The organism is Terriglobia bacterium, from assembly GCA_020072565.1.
In the GTDB taxonomy this organism is placed as follows: domain Bacteria; phylum Acidobacteriota; class UBA6911; order UBA6911; family UBA6911; genus JAFNAG01.
Map to the genome: position 1 here is coordinate 61,671 of JAIQGI010000032.1, position 24,838 is coordinate 86,508.

17 protein-coding genes are annotated in these 24,838 nt (G+C 57.6%); 5 read left to right on the forward strand and 12 right to left on the reverse strand.

The window, feature by feature from the left end; translation table 11 throughout:
- Positions 1 to 234: 234 nt before the first annotated feature.
- The 3 genes from LAP85_19005 to LAP85_19015 all read right to left on the reverse strand — a co-directional run bounded on the left by LAP85_19005 (position 235) and on the right by LAP85_19015 (position 2,566).
- On the reverse strand, positions 235 to 1,116 hold the full coding sequence (locus LAP85_19005) for a tetratricopeptide repeat protein (GenBank protein ID MBZ5498494.1): 882 nt from the start codon (positions 1,114 to 1,116) through the stop codon (positions 235 to 237).
- Between the two features lie 135 nt (positions 1,117 to 1,251).
- Entirely contained in the window at positions 1,252 to 2,016 is a 765-nt protein-coding gene (locus LAP85_19010; protein MBZ5498495.1) for a zf-HC2 domain-containing protein, read from the reverse strand.
- Positions 2,009 to 2,566: a sigma-70 family RNA polymerase sigma factor gene (locus LAP85_19015; protein MBZ5498496.1), complete on the reverse strand. Its 558-nt coding sequence runs from the start codon at positions 2,564 to 2,566 to the stop codon at positions 2,009 to 2,011. The genes LAP85_19010 and LAP85_19015 overlap by 8 nt, the downstream gene beginning before the upstream one ends.
- 45 nt (positions 2,567 to 2,611) lie before the next feature.
- Between LAP85_19015 and LAP85_19020 the strand changes: the two genes are divergently transcribed.
- The 4 genes from LAP85_19020 to LAP85_19035 all read left to right on the forward strand — a co-directional run bounded on the left by LAP85_19020 (position 2,612) and on the right by LAP85_19035 (position 7,386).
- On the forward strand, positions 2,612 to 2,932 hold the full coding sequence (locus LAP85_19020) for a hypothetical protein (protein ID MBZ5498497.1): 321 nt from the start codon (positions 2,612 to 2,614) through the stop codon (positions 2,930 to 2,932).
- Positions 2,933 to 3,310: 378 nt separating this feature from the next.
- Positions 3,311 to 4,378 carry a glycosyltransferase family 4 protein gene (locus LAP85_19025; GenBank protein ID MBZ5498498.1) on the forward strand — a complete coding sequence of 356 codons (1,068 nt, stop codon included), beginning with the start codon at positions 3,311 to 3,313 and terminating at the stop codon, positions 4,376 to 4,378.
- 101 nt (positions 4,379 to 4,479) lie between these two features.
- Entirely contained in the window at positions 4,480 to 6,402 is a 1,923-nt protein-coding gene (locus tag LAP85_19030; GenBank protein ID MBZ5498499.1) for a polysaccharide biosynthesis protein, read from the forward strand.
- Positions 6,403 to 6,474: 72 nt separating this feature from the next.
- The gene (locus LAP85_19035; protein MBZ5498500.1) at positions 6,475 to 7,386 is read left to right on the forward strand and encodes a cyanophycinase; all 912 of its coding nucleotides are present in this window, start codon (positions 6,475 to 6,477) and stop codon (positions 7,384 to 7,386) included.
- A gap of 400 nt (positions 7,387 to 7,786) precedes the next feature.
- Here the strand turns inward: LAP85_19035 and asnB (LAP85_19040) are convergent, their stop codons facing one another.
- Together asnB (LAP85_19040) and LAP85_19045 are read right to left on the reverse strand one after the other, a co-directional pair.
- The gene (asnB, locus tag LAP85_19040; GenBank protein ID MBZ5498501.1) at positions 7,787 to 9,733 is read right to left on the reverse strand and encodes an asparagine synthase (glutamine-hydrolyzing); all 1,947 of its coding nucleotides are present in this window, start codon (positions 9,731 to 9,733) and stop codon (positions 7,787 to 7,789) included.
- Positions 9,734 to 9,814: 81 nt separating this feature from the next.
- Positions 9,815 to 10,942 (reverse strand): glycosyltransferase, encoded by a 1,128-nt coding sequence (locus LAP85_19045; GenBank protein ID MBZ5498502.1) that lies wholly within the window; start codon positions 10,940 to 10,942, stop codon positions 9,815 to 9,817.
- Between the two features lie 510 nt (positions 10,943 to 11,452).
- On the opposite strand from LAP85_19045, the gene LAP85_19050 reads away from it, so the two are divergent.
- The gene (locus LAP85_19050) at positions 11,453 to 13,342 is read left to right on the forward strand and encodes a hypothetical protein (protein ID MBZ5498503.1); all 1,890 of its coding nucleotides are present in this window, start codon (positions 11,453 to 11,455) and stop codon (positions 13,340 to 13,342) included.
- A gap of 286 nt (positions 13,343 to 13,628) precedes the next feature.
- On the opposite strand, the gene LAP85_19055 is transcribed toward LAP85_19050, so the two are convergent.
- The 7 genes from LAP85_19055 to LAP85_19085 all read right to left on the reverse strand — a co-directional run bounded on the left by LAP85_19055 (position 13,629) and on the right by LAP85_19085 (position 23,783).
- Positions 13,629 to 14,504, reverse strand: a complete 876-nt coding sequence (locus LAP85_19055) for a glycosyltransferase family 2 protein (GenBank protein MBZ5498504.1) — start codon at positions 14,502 to 14,504, stop codon at positions 13,629 to 13,631.
- Positions 14,505 to 14,572: 68 nt separating this feature from the next.
- Positions 14,573 to 16,015 carry a B12-binding domain-containing radical SAM protein gene (locus tag LAP85_19060; GenBank protein MBZ5498505.1) on the reverse strand — a complete coding sequence of 481 codons (1,443 nt, stop codon included), beginning with the start codon at positions 16,013 to 16,015 and terminating at the stop codon, positions 14,573 to 14,575.
- Between the two features lie 261 nt (positions 16,016 to 16,276).
- Positions 16,277 to 17,230 (reverse strand): hypothetical protein, encoded by a 954-nt coding sequence (locus LAP85_19065; protein ID MBZ5498506.1) that lies wholly within the window; start codon positions 17,228 to 17,230, stop codon positions 16,277 to 16,279.
- 175 nt (positions 17,231 to 17,405) lie between these two features.
- Entirely contained in the window at positions 17,406 to 19,346 is a 1,941-nt protein-coding gene (asnB, locus tag LAP85_19070; protein MBZ5498507.1) for an asparagine synthase (glutamine-hydrolyzing), read from the reverse strand.
- A 3-nt stretch (positions 19,347 to 19,349) separates the two neighbouring features.
- The gene (locus LAP85_19075) at positions 19,350 to 20,093 is read right to left on the reverse strand and encodes a class I SAM-dependent methyltransferase (protein MBZ5498508.1); all 744 of its coding nucleotides are present in this window, start codon (positions 20,091 to 20,093) and stop codon (positions 19,350 to 19,352) included.
- Between the two features lie 12 nt (positions 20,094 to 20,105).
- Positions 20,106 to 20,948, reverse strand: coding sequence for a class I SAM-dependent methyltransferase (locus tag LAP85_19080; protein ID MBZ5498509.1), 843 nt, complete (start codon positions 20,946 to 20,948; stop codon positions 20,106 to 20,108).
- 15 nt (positions 20,949 to 20,963) lie between these two features.
- A complete protein-coding gene (locus LAP85_19085) occupies positions 20,964 to 23,783 on the reverse strand; it encodes a hypothetical protein (GenBank protein MBZ5498510.1) in 2,820 nt (939 codons plus the stop codon).
- Positions 23,784 to 24,838 lie beyond the last annotated feature (1,055 nt).

The window sequence follows — 24,838 nt, forward strand, 5'->3', positions numbered from 1 at the left end:
GGCATGACCTGGATGGGCCTATGATAACCAAGTGAAATTAGATTGCAATAATATTTTCTCTAATCTTGACTTCGCCGGCTGAGTACTGTGGTGCCTAATTACGGCAGCATAATTTTCGGGACGCGGAAAAACGCTGACCGGCGCCGACGGTCCGGTCTTGGTCGGAGTGCAGGAGCTTTTGCCGTGGAATTCAGGGCAGTCTCGAAATCCTAAGCCCGAAATCCAAAATCGGGCCTACTGGATCCAGAGCTTGACGACCCTGGGGCCATTGCGGATGGTGAGTATGTTGGTGGGGCTCAGTCGATTCAGGCTCTCACTGATGTTTTCAATGTCGAAACCCTTTTTGCGGATCTCTGCCTTGGTGGGTTCGTCGAGCGCCGCAATGAGCAGCTGGGCAAAGCTCACCGGAAAGTTCAGTTCGACTGTGGGTGGATTTTTTTCTCCGCTTTCGAAAATCTGCAGGTGAATCATCCTTACCGCAGTGTTTCCCTGCTTGGAACCGCCCTTCGCCTGCTTCTTTGACTCTGCCGGCTGCGCCAGGGCCGCAGGATCGATTCTCAGAAGAGCAATGGAAGCAGGAGTGACCAGATCCAGCTCCTTCTCCTTGGCTACAATCTCCTTGAGAACGGGGACGCAGAGGGAGTTCAGCTGGCGATCCTTCAGGGAACTGCAGCGGAAGGCGGCGAAATAGCGCACCTCCTTGTTCGGATCGGCCAGTGCGCTCACCAACCGGCTCCGATAGACGGCTTTCCCCTGTTCGACCAGCGATGCCGCCAGATTCACGACGGCTCTGCCCGCCTCTGCGGCAAGGAAAGGTTCCTTGGGATACTTTTTCAGGAACTGGTCGTAGGCCACGAGCGCCTCTTCAGGCCGGTTCTGCAACCGCAGGCAATAGGCCGTGTGGAAGTAGGCCTGAGACAACAAGGGGCTCTGCGGGAACTCGCGGATCAGACGCTGGAAGACCTGGCGCGCCTCCTCCCATTTCTGCTCCATCATAAGGATTTTCGCCTGATTCAGGATTTCCTGGTCTTTCGCCGGGCCGGCCGCCGCCAAGGAGGGCGGCCCCAGCGAGACCGCCGATAGCAGAATCAGAGTCCGCAATCCCGCACAATTCATGGCAAACTCCTGACGAGGCAGAAAAATGCGAAGCTCAGAAACCCCAAATACCTGCCAGAAGGCGCATCTGTTTCGTTGCGGCCCCCGCGGTCTTTGCGGTTTGATCTTGAAACGACCCGATATCTGTAGCGCATGTCATAAGATCCCGGATTGCACAAGGTTAATACGAAGCAGAAGCTGTTCTTTTTCAATGAAGCGCTCCATGCCGCGCACGCTCTCGCTGGTTTCGCATTCCTGCGACAGGGACACGTTGACCAGGAAATGCTCCAGGTCGTCGCAAAGGCCCTTGGCGCGGGACACATCCGGAACGCGCAGTTCCGCGTCCAGCATGCGCTTCTCCTGCAGGAGCCGGCGCGCGCGGGCTACCTCGAGCGAAACATCGTACCGGTCCCCCGCGCAAGTCTTTTCGGCGCTCGTCAGGTCGATCAGCAGGTCCTGGCATCCAGTGAGATACCGCGCCGTGGCCTCGCGGGCATAGACGGTGTGGATGCGGTCAAGGAACGCTTCGTTTCCTGTGGCAACCAGGGCCGGCCTGGCTGCAGGCGGCGCGGGCGCCTGAAAACGAATCGTCCAGATTAGTCCGCCGGCCAGCGCCAGGAGAGCGGCGGTACTCAATGCCCATGTCGGTAAGCCCACTCCCAACAGGCTCCATTTCCTCTCCTGGAGCAGTCGGGCGCGGCCGGCGAGTTTCTCAGGCAGAAGTTGCCAGTTCATATCCGGCACAGGCTCGAACAGTGCCGGGTCGGACAACCAGCCTCGGATTTTTGCGATCTGCACGGCTTCCACCCCGCAGGCGGGGCAGCCGGCCAGATGCTCCTCGACCCTGCGTTTCTCCACCGGATCGAGAGCGCCTTCGCCATAAAGGACGAGCATACCCCTGATCGCTGTGCAGTTACTCATGACTCAGCACTCCCTCCTGCTCGATCAGCATCCCTTTGAGCCCCATCACGGCCTTGTGCAGGTTGGATTTGACCGTGCCCAGGGGGCAGCCGAGCGCTTCGGCAATTTCATCCAACCTCATATCCCCGAAGAATCTGAGGGATACCACTTCCCGCTGGCGTTGCGGCAAGCGGCGCACGGCGTCTTCCAGGAGCCGGCGTCGCTCTCCTTCGCGCAATCGGCCGAGAGGATCTTCTGCCGGGTGCACGGTTGCAGATTGGTGCAGCTGCGTTTCCATTACATCCTCCAGCGACGAGGTTCGCCCTCGATCCGACCTGCGGTAACGATCGATGCTGGCGTTGATCGCAATCCGGTAAAGCCATCCCGCGAACGAGTAGCGGTTTTCCCAGGTATGGCGGGCGGTATAGACCTTGAGGAAGGTATCCTGCAATACTTCCATGGCGTCCTCAGGGTCATGCACATAGCTGTTGATGACCCGAAAAGCCTTTTTCTGATAACGCCGGATGAGCTCCTGATACGCATACATGTCGCCTTGCTGGACCCGTTTCATCAGGTCTTCAGTCGTGAAAGAGGCGGGCTCTTCGGGAATTCCTTCTTGGGCCATGGAGTTCAGTTGTGGTGCCTGCCCGGTGGAGCCATCCACCTGGGAAAGGGTGTTGAACGGCACACGGTGATGCCGGCTGAATCAGTCGTCCAAGTCGCGCGCCAGGAACCGGTTGTCCGCCTTTGCGTCCATCTCTTCTCCTCGCCCCGTGGGAGCAGGAATTTCGCAGCCCGCATCATTCTCTACGCGCTCGGGAAACGGAGGGTTCACTCCAACGGCAGCACGCTAATCTTTTTTGTCGGCAAGGGCAAGCCCAACGCGCTCTCCGGCATCAGTCCAGGCGTCTCGGAGATGCTGAGGAAAAACTGTTGAAAAACTGTGACCCCATGTGATTTTCTTGTGGAGGGTGCGAGCACAGCGTGCTATCTCATTGAATGATCAAAACTTCCACCCGGCACTCTCTTCACAGCCCGCGCCAGGTATTTTCGTCGCGCTGTGGAAAACAGAGGTTTACCGCCGGCAAACCCGGGAGCCCGGAGAAACAGTCGCGCTCTTCGGGCCGGCGTGCGACGCGAGGTATTTGATTGACACCGGATTGAGCGGTTCCCTATGATGAGGTGTCTGCGCCGAGGCGCTGGTTTCTTTTGATCTTCTTGGATTCGCTATGCTTCCAGCTTTTCCCTGTAAGCATAACGGCGAGGGGAAAGGGGTGGTCGTGCGTTCTCGGGCCGCGATCCCCGGATATCGAGCATGTCTGCAGCAGTAATTCTCGGCCTTGTTGCCGCGGTTTCGACCTATGGCGGCGTCAAGCGCTTTCGTCGATGGGCGGAAAGGCGGCAGATTCTCGACCTGCCGAACGCGCGCAGCTCGCACACCCGTCCCACTCCCCGGGGCGGTGGCGTGATAATCGTGGCAGTCACGCTGGTGGGTGGAGCGTTTCTGGTCGCAGCGCTGGCACCAGCCTATCCGTGGCCTGCCTACCTGCCTTATGCGGCGGGTGCGCTTCTCGTGGCGGGGGTCAGCTGGATCGATGATCTGCGCTCGCTGCCCAACTCGCTGCGCTTTGCCGTTCATTTGCTCGCGACCCTTGTCGCAATCGCAGGTCTCGGTTATTGGCACGTGATCGACCTCCCGCTCTATGGTCCACTGGCTCTGGGCTGGTGGGGAGCGGTGCTGACGGCTGTGTGGATCGTTGGGCTTACCAACGCCTACAACTTCATGGATGGTACCGACGGGATCGCCGGCGGGCTTGCCCTGGCGGCCGGGCTCGGGTGGGCATTTCTGGGGTGGGAGGCGGGCGATCTGCTGGTGGGCGGGCTCGGGCTCCTGATTGCCTGCAGCTGTCTGGGCTTCCTGGTACACAACTGGCCCCCGGCACGCATCTTCATGGGCGACGTCGGCAGTGCCTTCCTGGGCTATACTCTCGCTGTTCTGCCTGTCATGTTCGCGGGCATCGGCAGCGAAAGCGGAGCTGCTCCCGTAGTCGGGTGCGCCTTGGTATGGCCCTTTGTATTCGACACGGCCTTCACTTTCACGAGGCGCCTGCTGCGTCGCGAAAACGTTTTTTCGGCGCACCGCTCGCATCTCTACCAGCGCTTGATCGCGGCCGGCTCCAGTCACCGGCGCGTCGCCTTGATCTACGTGAGCCTGGCGCTGGTCGGTTGCATCCTTGCGCAGCGGCAAACCAGGTGGACTGGGCACGGTGTGGGGTTCATCGGCCTGCCGCTTCTGAGCCTGTGCCTATGGGCTTTTGTCGTCCTCCAGGAGCGGCGGGTGGTTCACACTTCCTCGAACCTGTCGTCGCTCGCGGACGTGTAGGCAGGACCTACGAGTCGGCGCCGGATTGAGTCAGTTGTGGAGCCGGCCTGCATGAATTAGGGTTTGTGTGGTAACGAACGCGGCGTGAAGGGCATTTCCCCATGAATTTGGGCATATTGAAGTACCGCAAGATCATCATCATCCTTTCGCAGATAACGCTGCTGGCGTTTACCTATTACATCAGCTTCCTTCTCCGCTTCGATTTCAGCCTGACCGGTCCATATGTCGGCGTATTTCTCAGAACACTGCCGCTGGTCCTGATCGTAAAGCTTCTCGTTTTTGCCTATTTCCGGCTTTTCCGCGGCTGGTGGCGCTATGTCGGCATGAGCGACCTGCTCGATATCATCAGGGCAGCAGTTGCGAGCGCCGTGCTGCTGTATGGACCGATTTACGCAACCCGCGGCCCCTACGGTTATCCGCGGTCGGTTTTCGGCATCGACCTTGTGCTTACGATCATTGTCATCGGAGGGTCGCGTTTCGCTGTCCGCGCGTATACCGAATCGGCCCGCACTTATATGGCTCAGGCCAACGCATTGATTATCGGGGCCGGGCGCGCCGGCAGCGCCATTGCCCGCGAACTCAAAGACAACGAAAAGCTCGGATACAACCTGGTCGGCTTCATCGATGACGATCCTGCCAAAAGGGGCGAGCGCATTCACGGCGTCAGGGTACTGGGCAAAACCGAAGATCTGCCGCGAGTCATAAGCGAGCACGAAGTTGCTCAGATCCTGATCGCCATCCCCTCGGCAACCGGCAAGCAGATGCAGAGGATCATCGACAAATGCGCCGAGTGCAAGGTGGACTTCAAGACCCTGCCTGCGCTGGGGGATATCATCAACGGCTCCATTTCCGTGGGCTTGATGCGGCGGGTGCTTGTGGAAGACCTGCTCGTACGGGAGCCCGTGCATCTGGATCTGGCGGAGATTCAGCGGAAGTTTCAGGGCAGGGTCGTTTTTGTCACGGGTGCAGGCGGCTCGATCGGGTCGGAGCTGGCGCGGCAGGTGGCCCGGTTCGGTCCGGAACGGATTGTGCTTTTTGACCGCTCGGAGAACGACTTGCACAGGCTGGATGTGGAGTTTGCCGACAGATTTCCCAAGCTGGAGCGTGTTCCGATTGTGGGGGATATTCTGGACGTCAACCGGCTGCGGGAGGTCGTCGCCGCACACCGGCCGGCTTCGGTTTTCCACGCCGCGGCCTACAAGCATGTGCCCATGATGGAAAAAAACTGCTTCCAGGCGGTGACCAACAACATTTTCGGCACTTACAATGTTGCGCTGATCGCGCGGCAGTGCGGCGTCGAGGATTTCGTGTTCATTTCTTCAGACAAAGCAGTCAAGCCGAGCAGCATCATGGGTGTGACGAAACGCGTCGCCGAGATCCTGATCCTCGGGCTGCAGGGCCGGCCGACCCATTATGTTTCGGTGCGCTTCGGCAACGTGCTCGGGAGCGCCGCAAGCGTCGTCCCACTGTTCGAGCAGCAGATCGCGAGCCGCAGGCCGATTACGGTCACACATCCGGAAGCGCGGCGTTATTTCATGACCATCCCGGAGGCAGTGCAACTTGTGCTTCAGGCTTCCGCGATGGGGAAAGGCGGGGAGATCTTCGTGCTGGACATGGGAGAGCCCATAAAAATCGTGGACCTGGCACGCGATCTGATCCGGCTTTCGGGACTGGAGCCCGAACGGGACATCCCGATCGTATTCACCGCCCTGCGCCCGGGGGAGAAGTTGTTTGAAGAGCTGCGATTCGACGGAGAGGGACTCAAGCCCACGGCGCACGAGAAGATCCGTGTGTTCGACGGAGGTCAACCCGACGCCGGCCAGGTCAGTGCCTGGCTTGACGCTCTTGCCGCCGTGGTCGCAGCCAAAAACGTTTACGGGCTCGTGACCAGACTGAAGGAGATTGTCCCCGAATATACGCCGAGCCCGGAGATCCTCGCGCTCGCCGAGGTGGACCGCCACGATCGTTTCGTGTCCTTCCAGCAGGCACGCGCTGAGTTGCGACAGGAAGGACACGATCGCTGACAAACCACGAAAGGTGCGAAGGAGTTTCGAGTGGTTCGCCCATTGGGAACTTTCAATCTCACAGGAGGATCAATGCCCAGGAAATCAATTCGCTATTCCTTGAAGACCGCCATCATGCTCGTGCTGCTTGTGGCAGCCGCCTCATTCAGCCAGGGAGTTCCCGAATACGGCCCGCCCAACGGCACGCTGGTGATCGTCGGCGGCAACTTGAAAGACGCTGCGATCTACGACCGTTTCATCCAGCTCGCAGGCGGGCCGGACGCGAATTTTGTAATCGTTCCGACTGCCGGCGGGAATAAAAATCCCGACGGATCAATCAGGGTCTACAAGGAAGAAGATGTGGTCGCCGCGTGGAAGAAACGGGGACTGAAAAACGTCACCATGCTGCACACGCATGATCCGAAGGTGGCCGACACCGAAGAGTTCGTCAAAAACCTGAGGCAGGCGAACGCCGTGTGGTTCGACGGCGGCCGGCAATGGAACTGTGTCGACTCCTATATGAACACGCTGACCCTCAAAGAGTTTCACAAGGTGCTCGAACGCGGAGGGGTGATCGGGGGTTCCTCCGCCGGCGCCACGATCCAGGGCGACTATCTCGTCAGAGGTGCCATTTCAGGAAGCCAAGTTGTGATGGCTCCGGAACCGGAACACCAGAAGGCGTTCGCCTTCCTGCGGCGCTCCGCCATCGATCAGCACATCAACGCCCGCAACCGCTGGGACGATCTGATTCCGGTAATCAAAAAGTTTCCTGACCTGCTTGGAATCGGGCTCTCCGAAGATACGGCGATCATCGTGAAGGGGGACACGTTCGAGGTCATGGGAAGCTGGAAGGTCGCGATCCACGACAACACCAGGCTCTATCAGCCATGGGAGAAGCCCTTCTACGTGCTCTCAGCAGGTGACGTCTACGACATGAAGGCACGTAAGGTCGTAAAGTACGGCGACGGCACCCGGCGCCAGCCGCCGACAAAAAAAGTAGCGTGACAATCCGTTGATCTGCTTCAGGGGACCACGAAACGCACGAATCCGATTTCGTGTGTTTCGTACTACTTACCCTCAGATGCTTTGCAGGAAGGCAAGGATTTTTGCCACGCGACGCAGAGCCGGGAGGCACAAGGCGCCGTCATTAAATAGCCCCGCCCGTAAGGGCGGGGTAGTGAGAGAAAGGAAATCGAGATCCGACGGACCGGCACAGATGTCTTGTGCCGCACCTCTGGCGCTCATTTCGGTTCGTCTGATAAACCCTGGCCTCACGGCCGGGTCTATGGATTGCCGCCTCTTCGAGGCTCTTCCTCTCTCCGGCTCTGAGTTGAGATTTTTTTGTTGCGGCTATGCCGTGCCGTGTATTTCGTGGTTCCGGTATCGCGCGGGGCCTGCCGGGAGATCAGGGCCGTTGATGATCCATCCACGCCTGGAACATCAAGACGGCCCACAGGGCGTGATCGGCCTTCCGCTTGCCCGCCAGATGATCAACCCAGGCCTTCCGCACCGGATCGGGCCTCAGGAAGCCGCCCTCCCGCAAGCGCTTCTCGGCGAGGAGCTCCTCGGCCCAATCACGCAACCTGCCGCGCAGCCATGCACCGAGCGGGATGCCGAAGCCCATCTTCGGCCTTTCCACCAGCCCGGGCGGAACGTACCGATAGAGCACCTGCCGCAGAAGCCATTTGGATTGGCTCTCGCGCCTCTTCAGGCTCAAAGGCAGCCTCCAGGCCCACTCTACAATGCGATGATCGAGCAGGGGATTTCTGGCCTCGAGGCTGACGCCCATGCTGGCGCGATCTACCTTGACCAGGATGTCGTTGGGGAGGTATGTCACCAGGTCCCAGATCATCATGCGCTCGGTAAAGTCCGGAAAGCTCTCCCGCAGAGACGGATCATTCAGGATGGTCTCCGGCTCGCTTCCGCCGATCACCAACTCGCCCGGATTCTTCCAAACCGAGATCAGCGTGCGGTAGAGGCCATCCGGATGCCCGGCGGGCAACAATTCCGCGAGCTTGTGCATTTTGTCGCCGGGAAGCGTCTGGCGCCAGCGGGCCGGGATAAGACCCTCCAAGCCTCGATACACCGCATCCCACGTCGCGGTCGGAATCGACTGAATCGTGCCGGCGGCAATGCGGCGTGCCGCACGGGGCGTGCGGCGCATGATCGTCCATATGCGGTGCGCGAGCATATAGCGCGTGTAGCCGCTGAACAGCTCGTCGCCCCCATCGCCGGAGAGGCAGACGGTCACATGTTTTCTGGCCATCTTGCAGACGAGGTAGGTGGGGATCTGGGAGGAATCGGCGAATGGCTCGTCGTAGAGCTGAGGCAGGAGCGGAATGACATCCTGGGCCTCATCCGGGGTTACGTACAGCTCGGTATGCTCGGTTTGAAGATGCGCGGCAACCGCTTTGGCCGACTCGGCCTCGTCGTATGCGGCATCGCGGAAGCCGATGGTAAAGGTCTTGACGGGCCTTGGGCTCAGCTGCTGCATGAGCGCGACTACGGCGGACGAGTCGATGCCGCCCGACAGCAGGGCGCCCAACGGCACGTCGGCGATCATCCTGCGAGCCACCGCATCCCGGAGCAGCACATCCAGCTCCGCAATCGCTTCATTCTCCCCAAGGACAACTCGTCGGTTCAGCGCCTGACGTGCCACGCCGACGGCCTCCCAATAAGGCCGGATCTCAGCCCGACCCCCCCTTCGAACCACGGCATAATGACCGGGCATGAGTTTGCGGGCTGCTTTATAGATCGAGTAAGGGGCAGGAACATAGCCATAGCGGAAGTAGGCAGCCAGGGCATCCCGATCGAGCGCACGATCGAATGCGGGATGCGCGCACAGCGCCTTGAGTTCTGAGGCGAACAGGAAAAGTCCGCCCGATTCGGCATAATAGAGCGGCTTTTTGCCCACGCGGTCGCGAACAAGGTACAGCACAGATTCCCGGCGATCCCAGAGGGCAATGGCGAACATTCCCCAGAGGCGCGGAAAAGTTGCTTCGGCGCCCCAAGCTGCCGTGCCCTCGAGCAGGACTTCTGCATCCGACGAGCTGCGGAAGCGCACGCCGGCGTTCTCGAGATCGGCGCGCAGATCACGATAGTTGTAGATCTCGCCATTGAAGACCAGCACGTAGCGTCCGTCTGCGGAGAGCATGGGCTGATGAGCGGCAAGGGACAGATCTATGATGGAGAGGCGGCGGAATCCGAAGGCCAGACCCGCCGCTTCGTCCGCCCAGGCGCCGGCATCATCCGGACCACGGTGCACAAGAGTGTCCGCCATCCGGGTGACCTGGTCGCGGAGAATCTCCCGGGCTGTCCCCGGGCGCCGCAAAAGACCGGTCAAGCCGCACATTCGCGAACCTCAATTCCTTCAGCGCCGGCATCCCGGCGCCGATTTATGAAAAACAAAAACAACGGCCGGCACGCCAGGGCGCTAGGAGCCGATGCGGGTAAAGAAAGCCTCGTAATCGGCCACGAAACGATCCAGGCTGAAGTGCTGTATCACGCGTTCCCGGGCCGCGCTGCCCCAAGCCTGTCTCTCGGACGGTTTGAGCGCGATGGCGCGCAACAGACCCTGGGACAGGGCGTCGGGATTTCCCGGAGGGACAACGATGCCCGTTTCACCCAGGATCTTTGCCGAATCGCCGGCGTCGGTAGCGACGCAGACAACTTCACAAGCCATCGCCTCCGCGACCGTGTTGGGAAATGCCTCGCTGCGGGAGGCGGAGCAGGCGATGTCAAACGCAGCGGTGAGACGCGGCATATCCTCACGCTCGCCGAGCAGATGCACTCGCCCCGAAAAGGGTGGCCCCTCCACGCCGGCAGCCAGCCTCAAGTTATCGCTTCCGGCGCCCCTGCCGGCGAGGGCGAAGTGAACCGAACGGTCCTGTTGTGCCACCATGCGCGCGGCCGCCAGAAAGTTGTCATGGTCTTTCGTAGGATCGAGACGCGCCACCAGGCCTATCAGCAGATCCTCCTGCCGCAAGCCGAGTTCGACCCTCACTTCCTCCCGCGCTGCCGCATCCGGTTTGAACTGCGCGGGATCGACACCGTTTCTGATGAGCACCCACTCGCGCGGGCGATACCCGATTTGAGAGTGGTACGCCCTCCCACTCTCGGAATTGACAACGACCGCAGCCGGCAGATGAGACAGACGGGCGCAAAGCCACAGTGTCCAGCCTGACAGCGCATGGTACCTGGACATATCCATATTCGAGGCCCGCAGATTCCAAACAATCGCGGGCACACGCGCCAACCGGCCCGCCAGCAAGCCCGCCAGATCTGCGTGGTAAAGCCACGTCATGACTATATCCGGCCGATCCTGCCTCAGCCGGCGGGTTAGTTTCAGCAGCGCGGCCGGTGACACCGCGCCGCGCCTCAGTCCCAGCGACCGCACCGGTACCCCCAGCTCCCGAATGCGCCTCCCGACAAGTCCAGGTTCGATCAGCGAGATCGCGCTGCAGCTGAACCGGTCCCTATCCAGGGCAGAGAGCAACCGAAACAGGGACGTTTCCGCCCCGCCGACATCGAGGCTGGTGATAAGGTGACAAATCCTGAACATGTTCAGTTCCAAACCTGAATGCACGATTTCTTAAGAGGTGGACAGCCTGCAAGTATATTGAAGAGAGGACATCCTGAGAAGTCGATTCGGAAGTCAGTTACGTTTCAGAGTAGCGGCAATTCAAACGGGCAAGCCAAATTCTGGAGCTTTCCCCAATCCTGCGACTCTTTGATTGTGATAGAAAATTTCTGAGAGTATGCTTGCACCGCGTCTGCATGGGCGGTACGCTCTGTTTTGCCCGGCTTGCGTTGCTGCTAGCCGAGGCGGCAACAAGCTCATGCAGTTTAAAGAAACCATGCCCTGAGTATTACTCGGAACAAAGAGCAAAATCCCCCATTGCTGATTGCTCCGGATGTTGGGGTCTGAATGGAGTGAGACCCAAGTCTCGCAACTCGATCTCGAGAAGGCGGGCAGCTCGGCGAACCGGCAGCTGCCCGCACACCAAGAACAATTCTAAACCGATGCAAGACAGTTGAGATGAAGTTGGGCTGCATTCCTGGGGAGCTGCCGGTGAAAGTACGAGCGGGAAGTTCCTTGAGGCTTTTGGTCTGTCTGGCTGCGCTCGCCGTGTGCGCATGGGAGCTATGGCCCTCCAGTCACAATGTTTACTTTAACCCCGCTTCCCTGACAAGCTGGGGAGGCAATGCCTATTCCTTCCAGCTGGAAGCTGCTGGACCGCTGCGAAGAATCGAGCAAGACTTCCTTGCGGCACCGACAAGGTCGGGGCTTGTCCTCCTGGAGAACGGGCTTCCTCTAGGTCCGGCGCATGCCCTTCATCAGGAAATCGTGGAGAAGGGACACGGCCGGTACTCGCATTGGAACGGCGCTGTCATATTCTCGAGTCGCGACAACTCGAATCCAGCTGCTAACGGTCGGTCCTATGAGGCAGTCGTTGCTGTAAAACCGGCCCGATTTCTTACGGCAGCTGCAGCCCTGACACTGATTTTAGTGGCAGCGCTGACGCTGATTCGGATTTCGCGGTCAGGTTCCCGTGCCCTGCTTCCTGGATTCCGGCTGTTTTGCAGTTTCTGCGCGACACTGGCGTTGCTGGCCACAATTGCCGCGTCCTTGTCTCGGTTGTTCCCTTTTCATCTGGAGACTCGTGTGCCCGCCAATGCGGCGATTCCCGTGAGTCGCGACAACTGGAATTTTCTTTTCGTTGCGGACCTCCCTGATGTCAAGGCCTACTATGTTCCGCTGCCGAGGCTCGTTGCACCCTTCATCACGATTCCTTCACCTGCGGACGGCGAGGACACGGTTTCGATTGGAGTGGATTGGTATCGAATGAAGTTACGGCAGGCGCGAGATGAGGCTGAGTTGCGCACCAATACCGGTGGGGCGTTCATCGATCTCGACAAGATGTATGGTGATGGTCTTCTCTTGCGGCCCGGGGCAGCCTCACCGCCACCAAATAATGGAGCTGTCGTCATACGCTTTCCTGTCCGTGTGACGGTCGGCGGCATCGGCATTTTGTGTGCGCTTTTCGGCTTGTTCGCTATGGCCCGATGGAGTCTGGGTTCCGGTCCCAAGGGTCCCTCTTTTGCCTCGGCCGTTACCTGGTGGGCAGTGCTCATCGCCGCTTTCGGTGTGATGCTCATCGGAATCAATCTTTTCGGCCATTTCCAGCACCTGCGCGGGTTTTCGACAAACGACGGCCATCTTACCGGACCATTTCTGCGAACGCCCGGCGGCACTGAACTGGAATGGCAGGCACTCCTTCAGGCTCTGCCAAGACGGGCCGGCGAATCGAACAAAGACTACGCCATACGCATCAATGAACTTGTGTCAGGCAATGTGCGGCACATCTGGAACTACGCGAATGAGGGGGTTCTTCGCCTTCATGTACCCATCTGGGAAAATTACATCCTTTGGCTCTTGGGCGAAATCCGTGACGATTATCGCCGGTACACCTTTGTCGACGCGCGCAAGGCTCTTGAGCGAGGGGTCGGCATGTGCAGCCAAACGTCTCTTATCGTTACGGCACTGTTGAGAGAGGGCGGTCTGGATACCCGTGTGGCTCAATTGGGTGGGCACACTGTTGTTACTGCCGAAGTGGCGCCGGCCGAGTGGTATGTTTTGGATCCTGATATCGGCGTGGTGATCCCCAAGAGCCTGAAGGAGATCGAAAGAGATCTTTCGTCGATCCGCTCGATATATGAAGATGGATACAGGCGCCAGAGTCACTACTATCCAGAGCTAGCCTCGGAGATCATGGTTTCGATTTACGGGCCGGAAGGAAACTCGATCGAACCGCCAAACGCAAATGTGATGATGGGGGATCGGTGGGTTGCGACGGAACGTCTTGCCTACCAGCTGAAATGGGCTCTGCCGCTCGCTCTCCTCGGCGCCGCAGTCCTGGTAGGCGGGATCGGGTGGCAACTGCGGCGGCGCCGCGGCTAACAGCGCGACGTCGGTTCTCACTCGACTTGTTGCGTACTCTCAACTGCGGGCATTGTCCATATAAAGAGGACGTTCGGATCTTCCGATTTTTTCTGCCCTCTGCCTTCGCCGCGCAAACTGAAAAATCGGGATGTCCGTTTTTTGCGCATCTCCCATCTCTAAAAAACGTCTGACAGGCCAATTTCAATCTGTCTCGCCTGCAGTGCCTCGATAATGCGGATGAAGATCCGGATGCACCGGCTCCCTTGAGGCTTGCCCTGGGTGCCGGGGAACAGCAACCACCCGATCATTCCACCTTGCGAAAGAGATTTAGTTCCCGCCGGACGTGTGCCAGCTGATCAGCCACCAGGGCAAAAAAGAAAATCAGAACGCTCGTGACATAGAAGAGAACTGCTGTATTTGTGACAGTCCTCACCCGGATGATTTGAATGACTGTAACAACAATCCCCATCGCGAACAGGAAAACGCTGACGGGCAGGAGGAGCTTCAAGGGCTCGAAGAGCATACCCATGCGGAGGATGATCATCAAGAAAGTCAAGCCATCTCTAAAGGGCCGGATCTTGCTTTTGCCCTTCGTGCGCTTGACGATCGTGGTGAGTGGAGCGTACGAGACAGGATAGCCCGTTTTGATCAAGGCCATCGTGATTGTCGAGGGGTACGAAAAGCCGTTCGGTAACAGGTGCAGAAACTCCAACATCCGGCGCCTCTTGACGGCACGAAAGCCCGAAGTGAGGTCCGGGATATGCCGGCCTGCAATGTACGAGGCCCAGAGCACAAATATCCGATTGCCTATCTTCCGGAAACCGGAAACCGGCGCGCTGGCATCACGAGTCCCGACGACCATATCATACTGATCCAGGCCTGCAACGAGTTTCGGGATATCCTCAGGCGAATGCTGGCCGTCCGCATCCATCATGAGCAGATACTCGCCTCCGGCGTTTTTCACACCGGTCTTGACCGCCGAGCCGTTTCCCATATTGTAGGGATGCTGAATGACGCGCGCGCCCGCAGCTCTGGCTCTCTCCACAGTCGCATCTTTGGAGCAATCGTCCACCACAATGATTTCGTAGTTCGATTCCAGGTTCTTGATTTCGTTGATGATTGGGCCGATGGTCAACTCTTCGTTGTAGGCGGGAATGATGACCGTTACCTTGGGCTGCACGAATCCTCCGCTTGATTTAGAATCATCGAATCGAGGGCTTCGGTTATCATGCAACACGCTCGTCGCCGTCAACCACCAAACAGGGCAAAATCCAGGACGTTGGTTGCGGCGATGCTCAGCCGCTTGACATCATCGACGCCGTGTAGCTGCCTCAGAGAATCGCAGAAATAGGAAGGTCGCAGATAAAACTCACGATATGCCCGCCTGATGCTTTTTTTCAATTGCTCCTTCGTCAAGTCGGCATAGATTTCGTTGAAAATTCCCTCCACATGAAGCTTGTGGAGACTGCTCGCGCTTCCATCCTGGATTTCCGGGTGCGCAGCCGCGACCTCGTCAAACAGTGGTGTGCCGGGATAAGGCGTGCAGGCACCGAATGTCGCCGTCGTTGGGTTCAGTTCTTTAACAAATTGAATCGTTCTATTTACCGTCTCCTGGTTATCGCCGGGCATACCGACCATCACGTGCGCATGCGTATGCAAGCCAACCTCTTTCGCCCAGCGGAAAACATCATACGCCTGCTCCACCTTGTAACCTTTGCGAGCACGGTCCAATATTTCCTGAACGCCCGATTCGACTCCGAGCTTCAAGGTGTGGCAACCCGCAGCGCGCGCCAATTCCATCATCTCCTTGTCGATCATGGAGACCCGCGCGTTCGCGATCCAACTCACATCCAGTTTGCGCTCGAGGATCTGGCGGCAGATTTCCGTGTCGCGCTTCTTGTGGACGAAAAACGTATCATCTCGAAAGTAGACTTCACGATAACCCTGCTGCAAAAAGTACTCGATCTCTCGCACCACATAGTCAGCCAACTGAAAGCGGGTCCGCATGCCGTCGAAGTATGGCGCCGTGCAGAAGGTGCATTTTGCCGGACAGCCTTTTGAAGTGGTCGTTGTGATATAGGGCAAGCGGCGGACGAGCGGGTTGAAATAATGAATGCCCTTGGGCAGCATCGTCACATCAGGGAAAGGCAACTCGTTCAGGTCATAAAGCGGATAATCCGGGTTTATCCGGACGCCTCCATTTTCCACGAATGCGATGCCGGCAACCTGTTTCCATTCGCCGCCCGTGCGCATTTCTCGATGAAGATCCCGAGTGATGAACTCCGGTTCGTGACGCACGGCAATGTCGACGCCCTTATGGGCCAGAGTGTACTTGGGCATAAAGGTCGGATGGGAGCCGAAGGCGAGCGTCTTCAAGCCCGGATTGGTCTCTTTCAATCCCAGAAGCATGTTTGCGTCTTCGAGGAACGTCATGGTCGAAGTCGATATCACGACCGTGTCCATGCCGCGCGCCATGTTGTTGACCTGATCATGGGACAACTGTTCGGCCTGCGCGTCCAGGAAGGTCACATCCTGCCCATCATTGCGAAGCACGGTTGCGACCTGCAGCAAGCCGAACGGCGGCACGGTGCCGCCCCCGATACGCTTGCCGCTGCACCAGCAGCCGTAAAGGACGTCGCGGATCACGTTCTTGCTGACACGACTCACTGGATTGAGAACAAGAACTTTCATTTTGTACTACCTCGCCTTCAAAAAGATCCTGCACATGAAGGCAGTATCCCTGTTGCTACGTGACGGTTGCGGAACGTTTGTTCACGGCCGCCACTTAGAGCCGGATGAGCATTCCGTTACTTCTGCGGATTCATTTCGTCGAAACTGAAATAACGCGAAGAGGCCACGTACCTTTCCTCGTCGGCCTTGCTCCCGATGAGCAGTTTTACAAGGATGGCCCTGAGGAATGAGGCACCCCAGAGGGTCCGTCCCAATGTCAGGTTATACAGACGCAGTGCGATCAACCTGGTCGTTGTCATCCGCATGGTAGAGCTTCAAATAGGTCTGCAAATAGTTTGTCGTAAGCTGGATTACATACCGGTCATCCAGCCAGCCAGGGTGAATGATCCTGTTTGCGTTCAAGCCGTTGAGCAGCCTTCGCACAACGTCACTGTTTATGACGGCCAGGCCGAATGGGTAAAGGAACTGGGTTTGCCGGCTGGTTCCTCCAAGGTCGTAGCTGCCGTCTTCTTGCACCCTCTCTGCCAAAAGTGTACCTGCTTTTTGTAAAGCCCGCCAGAGTTCATTCTCGTGGGTCCCGAGAAAGTACTGCGCGAGGCAACTTATTGTGAGGCTTGAATATCCGATGTCGTGACCGCCATATTCCTGAAAATAGCCGGTCGGATGCCGCGAACCGAGCAGTTTTTCGACCTTTTCTGCTGCTGCAGCACGATACCTGTCGTGCCCGGTCAGGCGAAAGCAATTGTGCAGAGCGAGGGCGGCAACAGCCATCTGATTTGCGACTGCCAGGTTTTCATTTCGCGTTAACCAGTCAAACGTCTTTTCCAGGGATGGGGGCGGAGCACCTCCGAGAAGCACTAGGCATTCAGAGACGGCATAGGCGCTAAAGGCCGTCGCACAGAAACTGCGTTCTAGCGGATAGGCCTCCGCCACACTGCCGTCGCGGTTTCTGGATTTCAGCCAAAACTGCAGGGCAGCGTGAACCCACTCCAAGATCCTGGCATTGGAGAAATAGAGGTTGCCGGGAAAATCCTCGCGCCAAAGGAGACCCAGCAGGAGCGCCGCCTCCTGAAAACGAGCATTTGGGAAATCCAGGAACTGATAATGCCAGTGATAGCGGTCGAAACACCCGAATGTCGGGGAGCCGCTTCTCCGGTCTCCCAAACCGAGGATGCGCGGTATTTGTCCCAGGGCAAGATTGCGAAAGTGTTCCATCGAAACTCCGCCATCGAGTCTGTGAGCGACTCTTACCGCAAATGTTCAGAATCCTTACCGGCTTTCCGAGTTGGTTCCGAATGCTCTGCCTTCGGGACCGCAAACAGTGCTTTGAACTGACGGCGGCGCGCGGACGCCTTGCCGGGATGTTCGCGCCGGCGTGCTGGTTTCTCACCTAATGTTCGGTCAAACATTGTAGCGTCTCTGCGGATCCGTCGTTATCCCAAAATGTTCGGAACCAGAGCTCGAGAATCAACAGCGCCATGGATTGCTTGTTGTCGACTAGCTCTTGGGAACGCAAGTGCGTGGTCCTGGCGGCGACCTCTTGTTCTTCGAAGATGCCACGCGTTCTGAAGCTCTCGCTGTTAAGTATTTCGCGGGCAAAATTGTCGAATTCAGCGCCAAAGCATTTTTCGATGGGCATGTAGAACGCCCGCTTGGGGGCCTTGGCAACAGACGGTGGCAGAAGGCGTTTCACGGCTTTTCGCAACAGATACTTCTGAGTGAGGCCTTTGATCTTGAAACGTGCAGGCAAGCCGGAACAAAACTCGACCAGGCGGTGGTCGAGGAATGGGACCCTGGCTTCCAGCGAATTGGCCATGGAAAGATGGTCCTGCTTGATCAGGGTGTTATCCGGCAACCAGTTCTCCAGATCGTACAGGAGCAGGTTGTTGAGGAAGCTATCCGGGCCCGCGAGCACGGCGTCCATGCGGCGACGCAGGAACCGGGTGTCGCTCAGCGCATTTCTGAATCCAGCGCAATACATGTCGTGCCGCTCATTCTCGGTGAACAGCGATGCCAGCACCAGGAAGGCCTGAGCCAAGGAATCGCCTGCCAATGCCTCGAGGAAATCCAATACGCGTTTCTTCCCTCGCGCGCCCAATCCGGCCGGGTACAGAAAAAACAGGTTCAATAATGCCACGGGGGACAGCTTGACAACGCCATTCGTTGCCCTTTTGAGAGGGCCTGGAATCATTCGACGATACAGTTCGCCATACTTCAGCGTCAACTGGTGCACATAGCCCGCCATGATTTCATCCGCGCCTTCGCCGGAGAGAACCACTTTGACATGCTTGGACGTTTCGCGGGCGAGAAGATAGGCTGGAATTATGATAGCGTCGCCGATCGGCGAGTCCATGTGCCGGAGAATGCGTGGCAATAGGTCGAAATCCTGCCGGCCTACGATCAATTCGTGGTGGTCCGTATGAAAAAACTCAGCAATGCGGCGCGCCTTGGCGAGTTCGTCGGCATGGAGGCCGAAGCCGCCAATGGTAAACGTCCGGACCGGCGCCGTGGTCATTTCGCTCATCATGCCGACAATGGCACTGGAATCCACGCCGCCGCTCAGGTAGGCTCCAAGGGGCACGTCACTCATCAGGCGCAACCGGACCGAGTCTCTTAACAATTCGTAGAACGCATTGTCACAGTCCTCGCCTGAGGCACCGGCCGTGTCGGCGAGCCCCGCCTTCCAGTAGCGTTGGATTTGCATTTCGCCATCCTGGAAGGTGAGCGTATGCCCCGGCGGCACCTTTTCGATGCCTTCAAACATCGTCATGCTTGCCGGCACATAGCGGAGGGTCAGATAGCAATCCACCGCGACGCGATTGAGCACACGCGGCGTTTTACTCCAAAGCAGCAGCGACTTCAGTTCGGAACCGAAGATCAGGTTGCCGCCGACAAGGCAATAATAAAGAGGGCGAATCCCCAACCGATCCCGCGCAAGGAGGAGCCGCTGTTCTTTGTCATCCCACAGGGCGAAGGCGAACTCTCCGTTAAACTGATCAACACATTTTCTGCCCGTCTCCTCATAGGAGTGGACGATCACCTCGGTATCGGTCTTCGTGCTGAATTTGTGGCCGCGCGTTTCCAGGACGGCTCTCAAATCTTTGTAGTTGTAAATTTCGCCGTTGAGCACAATGCACATAGTATTGTCTTCATTGTAGATAGGCTGTCGTCCCGTCTGCAGGTCAATAATGCTCAGACGGGTGTGCCCCAGGCTTGCCTGGCCTCCCAGAAAGCATCCGCTGTCATCCGGGCCGCGATGGCGCAGCAGGCGCATCATGCGGCGCAGCAGCTCTTCATCACGGAAGCCGACAAAGCCACAAATGCCGCACATTTGTTACACCCTCTCCAGCACAATAAGCGCCTTTAGAGCCGCCACGGGTTCCCATAAGGAGCGAGTGGCACTTTCCAGACGTTCCACGTAGGGATAGAGCCGGGCAGGCAACAGGGATGTTTCGCGAAAACCCATGCTCAGGAGATAGCCAAACAAGGCAAACCGCTCGATTTTCACCAATCTCAGTTCCGGCATCAGTTCGCGGAGTCGATGCCGGAAGCGGTTAAAGAGAAGATAGGGAACCGCGCTGTTGGCTTCGAACGGATCCTTTCGCTTTTGACGGTTCTGATCCTGTACCAGCATTTCTCCCGGCTGCCAGGTCAGATCGCACTCCTCAGGGATAAAGCAACGATTGACCAAATAGCCGAACGGAGTCATCCAAGGCTCAATCAACACGACGCGGCCGGCGGCGCGCAGGACACGAGCGGATTCACAAAAGAACGACAGTGGGTTGTTTAGGTGGTGCACCACGTCGAGCCCGATCACATTGTCGAGAGAGGCCGCTGCAAACGGCAGGTGTTCGCCGTTGGCCGCCAAGTCATGCCATGGGCAAACGGTAATATCGGAAGAAAGGACATCCGGGGCAAACTGTTTGTACAGGCCGGGGCCGGCGCCTACTTCGACCGTGCGGAAGCCGGGCACCCGATTTTGACTCAAGCGCGGGAAGAATTGTCGCGTATAGACGAGGCGGAGCACCTCTTTGGTCTCCCACACCTTTCTATCGCGTAGCAACTCGTCAAGAGACATGACAGGGCGCCTTCATTGCTCAGCCGGCGGGGATGCGCTTGACTTTTTCAACACCAGATAAATCATGGTGCCAAACCAGGAATCCAAAAGCTTATGCACAAATCTCGGAACCCGTAGGGCAAGGAAACGGTTGGGGAAAAAATGGATTTCCATGCCTTCGACGACATATTGCCTGAACATTTCACGGCACTCTGGCTTGGAATATGCCTTGCCGACAGGATTGTCGTCACCGTCATATACCCGGACGAACTCCTCGATGCTTTTCGGATTTTTCAATTTTCGGCGCCCTGGGACATCTTTGAGCAGACGGAGGCATTGCTTGAGCAATGGGAATGTGGCTCGCCGCAACAGGATGTTTCTGTAATACAAGCTGATCACGGAATCCCCGCCTGATTTGAGAGTCCTATGGCATTCGGAGATGGCCTTTTGCGTGTCCGGCGTGTGATGCAGCACCCCACTGCTCGAAACAAAATCAAAAGCGTTGCTCCTGAAGGGCAGGCGTTCTGCGTCGGCCTGTACGACGCAACCCTTCAAACCTTGTAGATCCAGAGAGCGTTTCGTCATTTGGGCCGCCTGAAACGTCAAATCAATGCCGACAATCAAAGCGGCTGTGCGTGCATAGTTGCGCACCAGCCAGCCCGGGCCACAACCGACATCCAGAACTTTCTTCCCGGCCATTTGATCGAAGCGCCACAAGTGCATGCAGAACAAATCGGTGTCCTCACGCTTGAGCCGGTCGTGTTCCTCAAAAAACACCTTGTCCCCCGTGCTCGCGGCAATCTCGTAACTGCACAAGGGGTGTTTTTCCCAGAACTCCCTCACATGTTGTTTCGCCGGTTTCTGATACGGATTCATGAATCGCTCCCACAGCTATTCGATCTTTTTCGCCTTGATCACTTCAATGTAGATTGCGGGATACGGGCTTTCATAAGCATCGAAATCTCGGATTTGAGTGATTCTTCCCAGGATCCAGGCTCGATCCCCCTCTCGTAGCCTGCGATCAACCAAAGCGCCCTTGTAGGATACGCTCACCTGTGCGGCCGCATCCATGCGGGGTTCGCCCGGTACCTGGGGCTGACGCCAAACAACGCTAACCTGATAACATCCATTGCCAGCGTCCCGGCAGAATTCGGGGAAATAGTTCGGCGATAGCTGCGCGATCCATTCCGATGGCCACCCCTGGTTCGACACTGTGGCATGCATTTCAACCGTGGCTCCGAGGAGTCCATCCTTCGAAGCGCTCCGTGCCAGATCCTCCCATGGTCGCGTACCGGGGGACTGAGTGTCACTGGAAACTTGGGCGACCTTCGTGGCACCGGCGGCTTTTAGTAACCTGCGGGCATTGGGTGCGCCGATCAGCGAGCGGCACAAAATAAGTACAATCACAACAGAGACAACCGCCACCACTCTTCGATAAAGATGGAGATCGGGCGCGCGCGGTTCTCCCTCATCGGGATGGCGCAAATAAGAAAGCAGGCCCCGGCGACCGACAAGATTCGATACCGGCGCGGGAGGCCAGGAGCAGGCCAGCTTCGTGCGCTGCTCGGTCGCAGCATAGCGAATCATGGCAGCAATCCCCAGGAGGAAAACGTGATCGATCGGAAACCGAATCCGGCTCTCAAGCGCGGGGAACGGCAAAAACGGCAATAAATAGAGGATTACGAGAAGCAGAGAAACCCATAGGAGGCGGCCCCGGTGGAAAATGATGAGAAACAAAACAGCGGTCAACGCCAGGATGGGCTGCAGGTGCCATACGACAAAGGAGTTCCACTCCGTGGCCCAGACAGTTGGGCGGTTTCGCCAAAAACCCGGTTCCAAGAGATCCAGGAACACCTTGGTTCTGGTCCAGAAGTTGTACAAGGTGCGGCGAGGGCTCTCAATCAAGAAGCGGATTCCGTCGCGCCGGTATGCAGCGTCCTTCTCCTTAGGATCGGGATACTTTCTATCGTACTCCGCTTGGAGATGATAATAACTTCGATAGTCAACTCCTCCCCTCGTGTCGGGGTGATTCCCTAATGCCAGTTGCCAGACGGCGGCCGTAGTTGTGATCCTGAATTGGCCCTCGACGATCCGGTTTCGCACGCCCCAGGCCGCAAGAGGCAGAAGGAGGCCGAGGAACGCCACGCACAGTGGAACCACTTTCTGCTTCAGTGAGGTCCAAAATCCAGCCCGGCGGGGGGAATTCATCATCACCAGGAAAACAACCAACTCACCGAGCAACAAGCCGAAATTCTGCATGCGGCTCAGGAGAAGCAGAGAAGCTGAAAGTCCCCAAAGGAACCAAATCTCCGGGCGGATCTTTTTCAATAGCATCACAAATATATAGAAGTTTACAGCCACCAGCAGTTCGTTGAACGTTTCAATCTGCGAGACGTGGACATAGACGCTGATGATGCTCATGCTGGTTGCGAGGAAGAGAGCGGTGAGCAAGGCAACGGCCGTACTATCAGTCCATGCCCTCATGGCCGCGTAAAAAATGGCGATGGTGGCCAAAACGAGCAGGATATTGGCCAGCTGTACTACAAAGTAAAAATGCCCGAAGAAATAGAACAGGCCCGCCAGCCAGACGACGTACAAGGGCATATAAAACTGTGTGTGGAAACCGTGGCCGAGGGCCAGCTCATGGGCAAGTGTGTCATATCCGTTCGAATCCATCCAAGGCGAAGTGTCCCAGTAGTGCATAATCATATGGAGCGTTGATAACAGGGCCATAAACAGGATGAGGACGAGCGCGACGTGTCTGGCTCGAATCTTGCCGAACCATTTATGGGAACTCAAGGCAACAATTTGCTCCCATACCCGGCGCCTGGAGGCTTGTTCGAGGGCGAGGAAGCAGAGCATAGCCGTCAGCGCACCGGGCAAAGCCGCGCGCAACAGCCACGGTGAAAGCGCGAAAACGCCGTACAGTCGGGTAACGACGGGGTTTGACCATAGCAGCCAGCAGAGCATCGAAAAAAAGGCGAACCACAACAGGACCGCCCGCAGGGCGGCTCGCAGAGGTACCAGGGGAGGTATACAGAAAAAGGTGAAGGTACCCAGAGTGGCCGCGCCCGCCAGCACGAAAATCAACAGTGCCGCCACAGCGAGATAGATTCTGGACGCATTCTCATAATTGTGGACGGCCAGGCCAGTTCCGGCGATCAGGAAGAGTACCAGCAAAATGATCCAAACCGGCGTCTTGAGCCGCGCAAACAGCACATAAATCCCGTCCGTCCTGAAAACAAGAATTGCCGCCACCGCGCACAGCAGGATGGTTGATGCATACAGCAATGAGGCCCAAGCTGCTCCGACGGTTGTGGTGTAACGGAGTGTGTAGACACGGTCGTTGGTGCGCGGATCGGTATTGTCGGAGGTCGCGAAATACACATATGCGTGCCAGAAAGAGTAGCGCCCCTTGCCGGTTGTGCGGATATCTTCGTGCAGCGAGTTCGCCGGCCCCGGCAGCGGCCTGCCGTCCTCCAATACCTGTGCGTTGGAGGGTTGTTCGTGAGAACTCAACTCGGGGTGGTGCGTCATTGCCGTATAGGCGAAGCCATGCTCCTTTCGGATGTCCGTGAGCGGCGCGCTGTGCTGGGAACCAAGGAGAATCTGCGCTCTGTTGAGATACACCAGCAAAGACGCGCCCGCCAGGAAAGCGAGGCAGCAACCCACAATCACCAATGAAAGTGAGGGTCCCACCGACTTCAACAAGGATTCCCTCCTCCCGAGTTCCACGATCTCATCCGCCTGCCCTTAATGAAATCTGCCAGAGCCAGTTCGCGCGGCCGGAGACACTTGACGGACGGAGCAATCCGACACTCGGCCGGTCGTGGAACACCATCGGGAACAGAGTTTGCCGCAAGGATGATGCGAAAAAACCAATTGTCGCCCAATGCCGGGAAAAGCTGCTCCCGGAAGAAGCATTTGCGGACTTCTTCACAATCGTGGAGACCGCGCACCCTCTGCAACGGTGACAAGGTTGGCTGTCGATCAGGTTCCATACCCGGATCTCTCTGCTGCTGCAATGAAACCAGGAATGCGACATGCTCCTTCGTGCCGGAAACGAGGTCGCGCCGCCATTTGTTTCATGAGGAGCAACGTTGACACAAAACACCGCGGCTACTGCTCAGGCGATGCGACAAGCTCCCTGATACCCAGCGGCAAAATATAATCTATCTCGTCAAAATCATCGACAAAATCTTATCCGACGGCCTGGGCCCCTTGACATCCTCCCGCACCGCACGATCCGGCAGTTTGCGCGCAAGCACGAGAACCATGGACGGTCGCTTCGTCCGCTCGTCTGACTTTCCCATCCACAAAACGGTTGCAGGCGCGGCCTGGCGAGGGAACTGGGTGCTCACATCGACAGGATTTTTAATGATAACAGATGAGCTGCCATAGCCCTCTGAGGCCGATGACCCCGATCGAACTGGATGAGAAACGGCGGCATCCAACTCGCACGGAAGAGTTAAAGACCCGCCGACACTTCTCCAGCCTGCCTGCCAGATACCTGGATTTCAACCTTTTGGGGGTCCGGCTAACGGGCCGAATCCTTGCGCCCGAGCCCCATCGTCACTGAATATTCTCCATCCCCCACGTCGCGCGGGCTCGTTGAGCGCAATCGCAAGTCGGAACTTGTCAATGATTTTGAGACACCTCTGACTCGAATTTAATGTCGTTTCTGAGAACTTGCCCCACCTCGCTGGAAATATCACCGTCCAGAATGCCCCAGGATTGACGATCTATATCTGATCCATCTTCTAATA

What these genes read in the sequence shown, in the direction of transcription:
- LAP85_19030 (MBZ5498499.1), top strand. Translation starts at nt 4,480, where the DNA reads ATGAATTTGGGCATATTGAAGTACCGCAAGATCATCATCATCCTTTCG.
- LAP85_19075 (MBZ5498508.1), bottom strand. Translation starts at nt 20,093, where the DNA reads ATGTCTCTTGACGAGTTGCTACGCGATAGAAAGGTGTGGGAGACCAAA.
- LAP85_19015 (MBZ5498496.1), bottom strand. Translation starts at nt 2,566, where the DNA reads ATGAAACGGGTCCAGCAAGGCGACATGTATGCGTATCAGGAGCTCATC.
- LAP85_19045 (MBZ5498502.1), bottom strand. Translation starts at nt 10,942, where the DNA reads ATGTTCAGGATTTGTCACCTTATCACCAGCCTCGATGTCGGCGGGGCG.
- LAP85_19005 (MBZ5498494.1), bottom strand. Translation starts at nt 1,116, where the DNA reads ATGAATTGTGCGGGATTGCGGACTCTGATTCTGCTATCGGCGGTCTCG.
- LAP85_19080 (MBZ5498509.1), bottom strand. Translation starts at nt 20,948, where the DNA reads ATGAATCCGTATCAGAAACCGGCGAAACAACATGTGAGGGAGTTCTGG.
- LAP85_19035 (MBZ5498500.1), top strand. Translation starts at nt 6,475, where the DNA reads ATGCCCAGGAAATCAATTCGCTATTCCTTGAAGACCGCCATCATGCTC.
- asnB (MBZ5498507.1), bottom strand. Translation starts at nt 19,346, where the DNA reads ATGTGCGGCATTTGTGGCTTTGTCGGCTTCCGTGATGAAGAGCTGCTG.
- LAP85_19025 (MBZ5498498.1), top strand. Translation starts at nt 3,311, where the DNA reads ATGTCTGCAGCAGTAATTCTCGGCCTTGTTGCCGCGGTTTCGACCTAT.
- LAP85_19010 (MBZ5498495.1), bottom strand. Translation starts at nt 2,016, where the DNA reads ATGAGTAACTGCACAGCGATCAGGGGTATGCTCGTCCTTTATGGCGAA.
- LAP85_19065 (MBZ5498506.1), bottom strand. Translation starts at nt 17,230, where the DNA reads ATGGAACACTTTCGCAATCTTGCCCTGGGACAAATACCGCGCATCCTC.
- asnB (MBZ5498501.1), bottom strand. Translation starts at nt 9,733, where the DNA reads ATGTGCGGCTTGACCGGTCTTTTGCGGCGCCCGGGGACAGCCCGGGAG.
- LAP85_19060 (MBZ5498505.1), bottom strand. Translation starts at nt 16,015, where the DNA reads ATGAAAGTTCTTGTTCTCAATCCAGTGAGTCGTGTCAGCAAGAACGTG.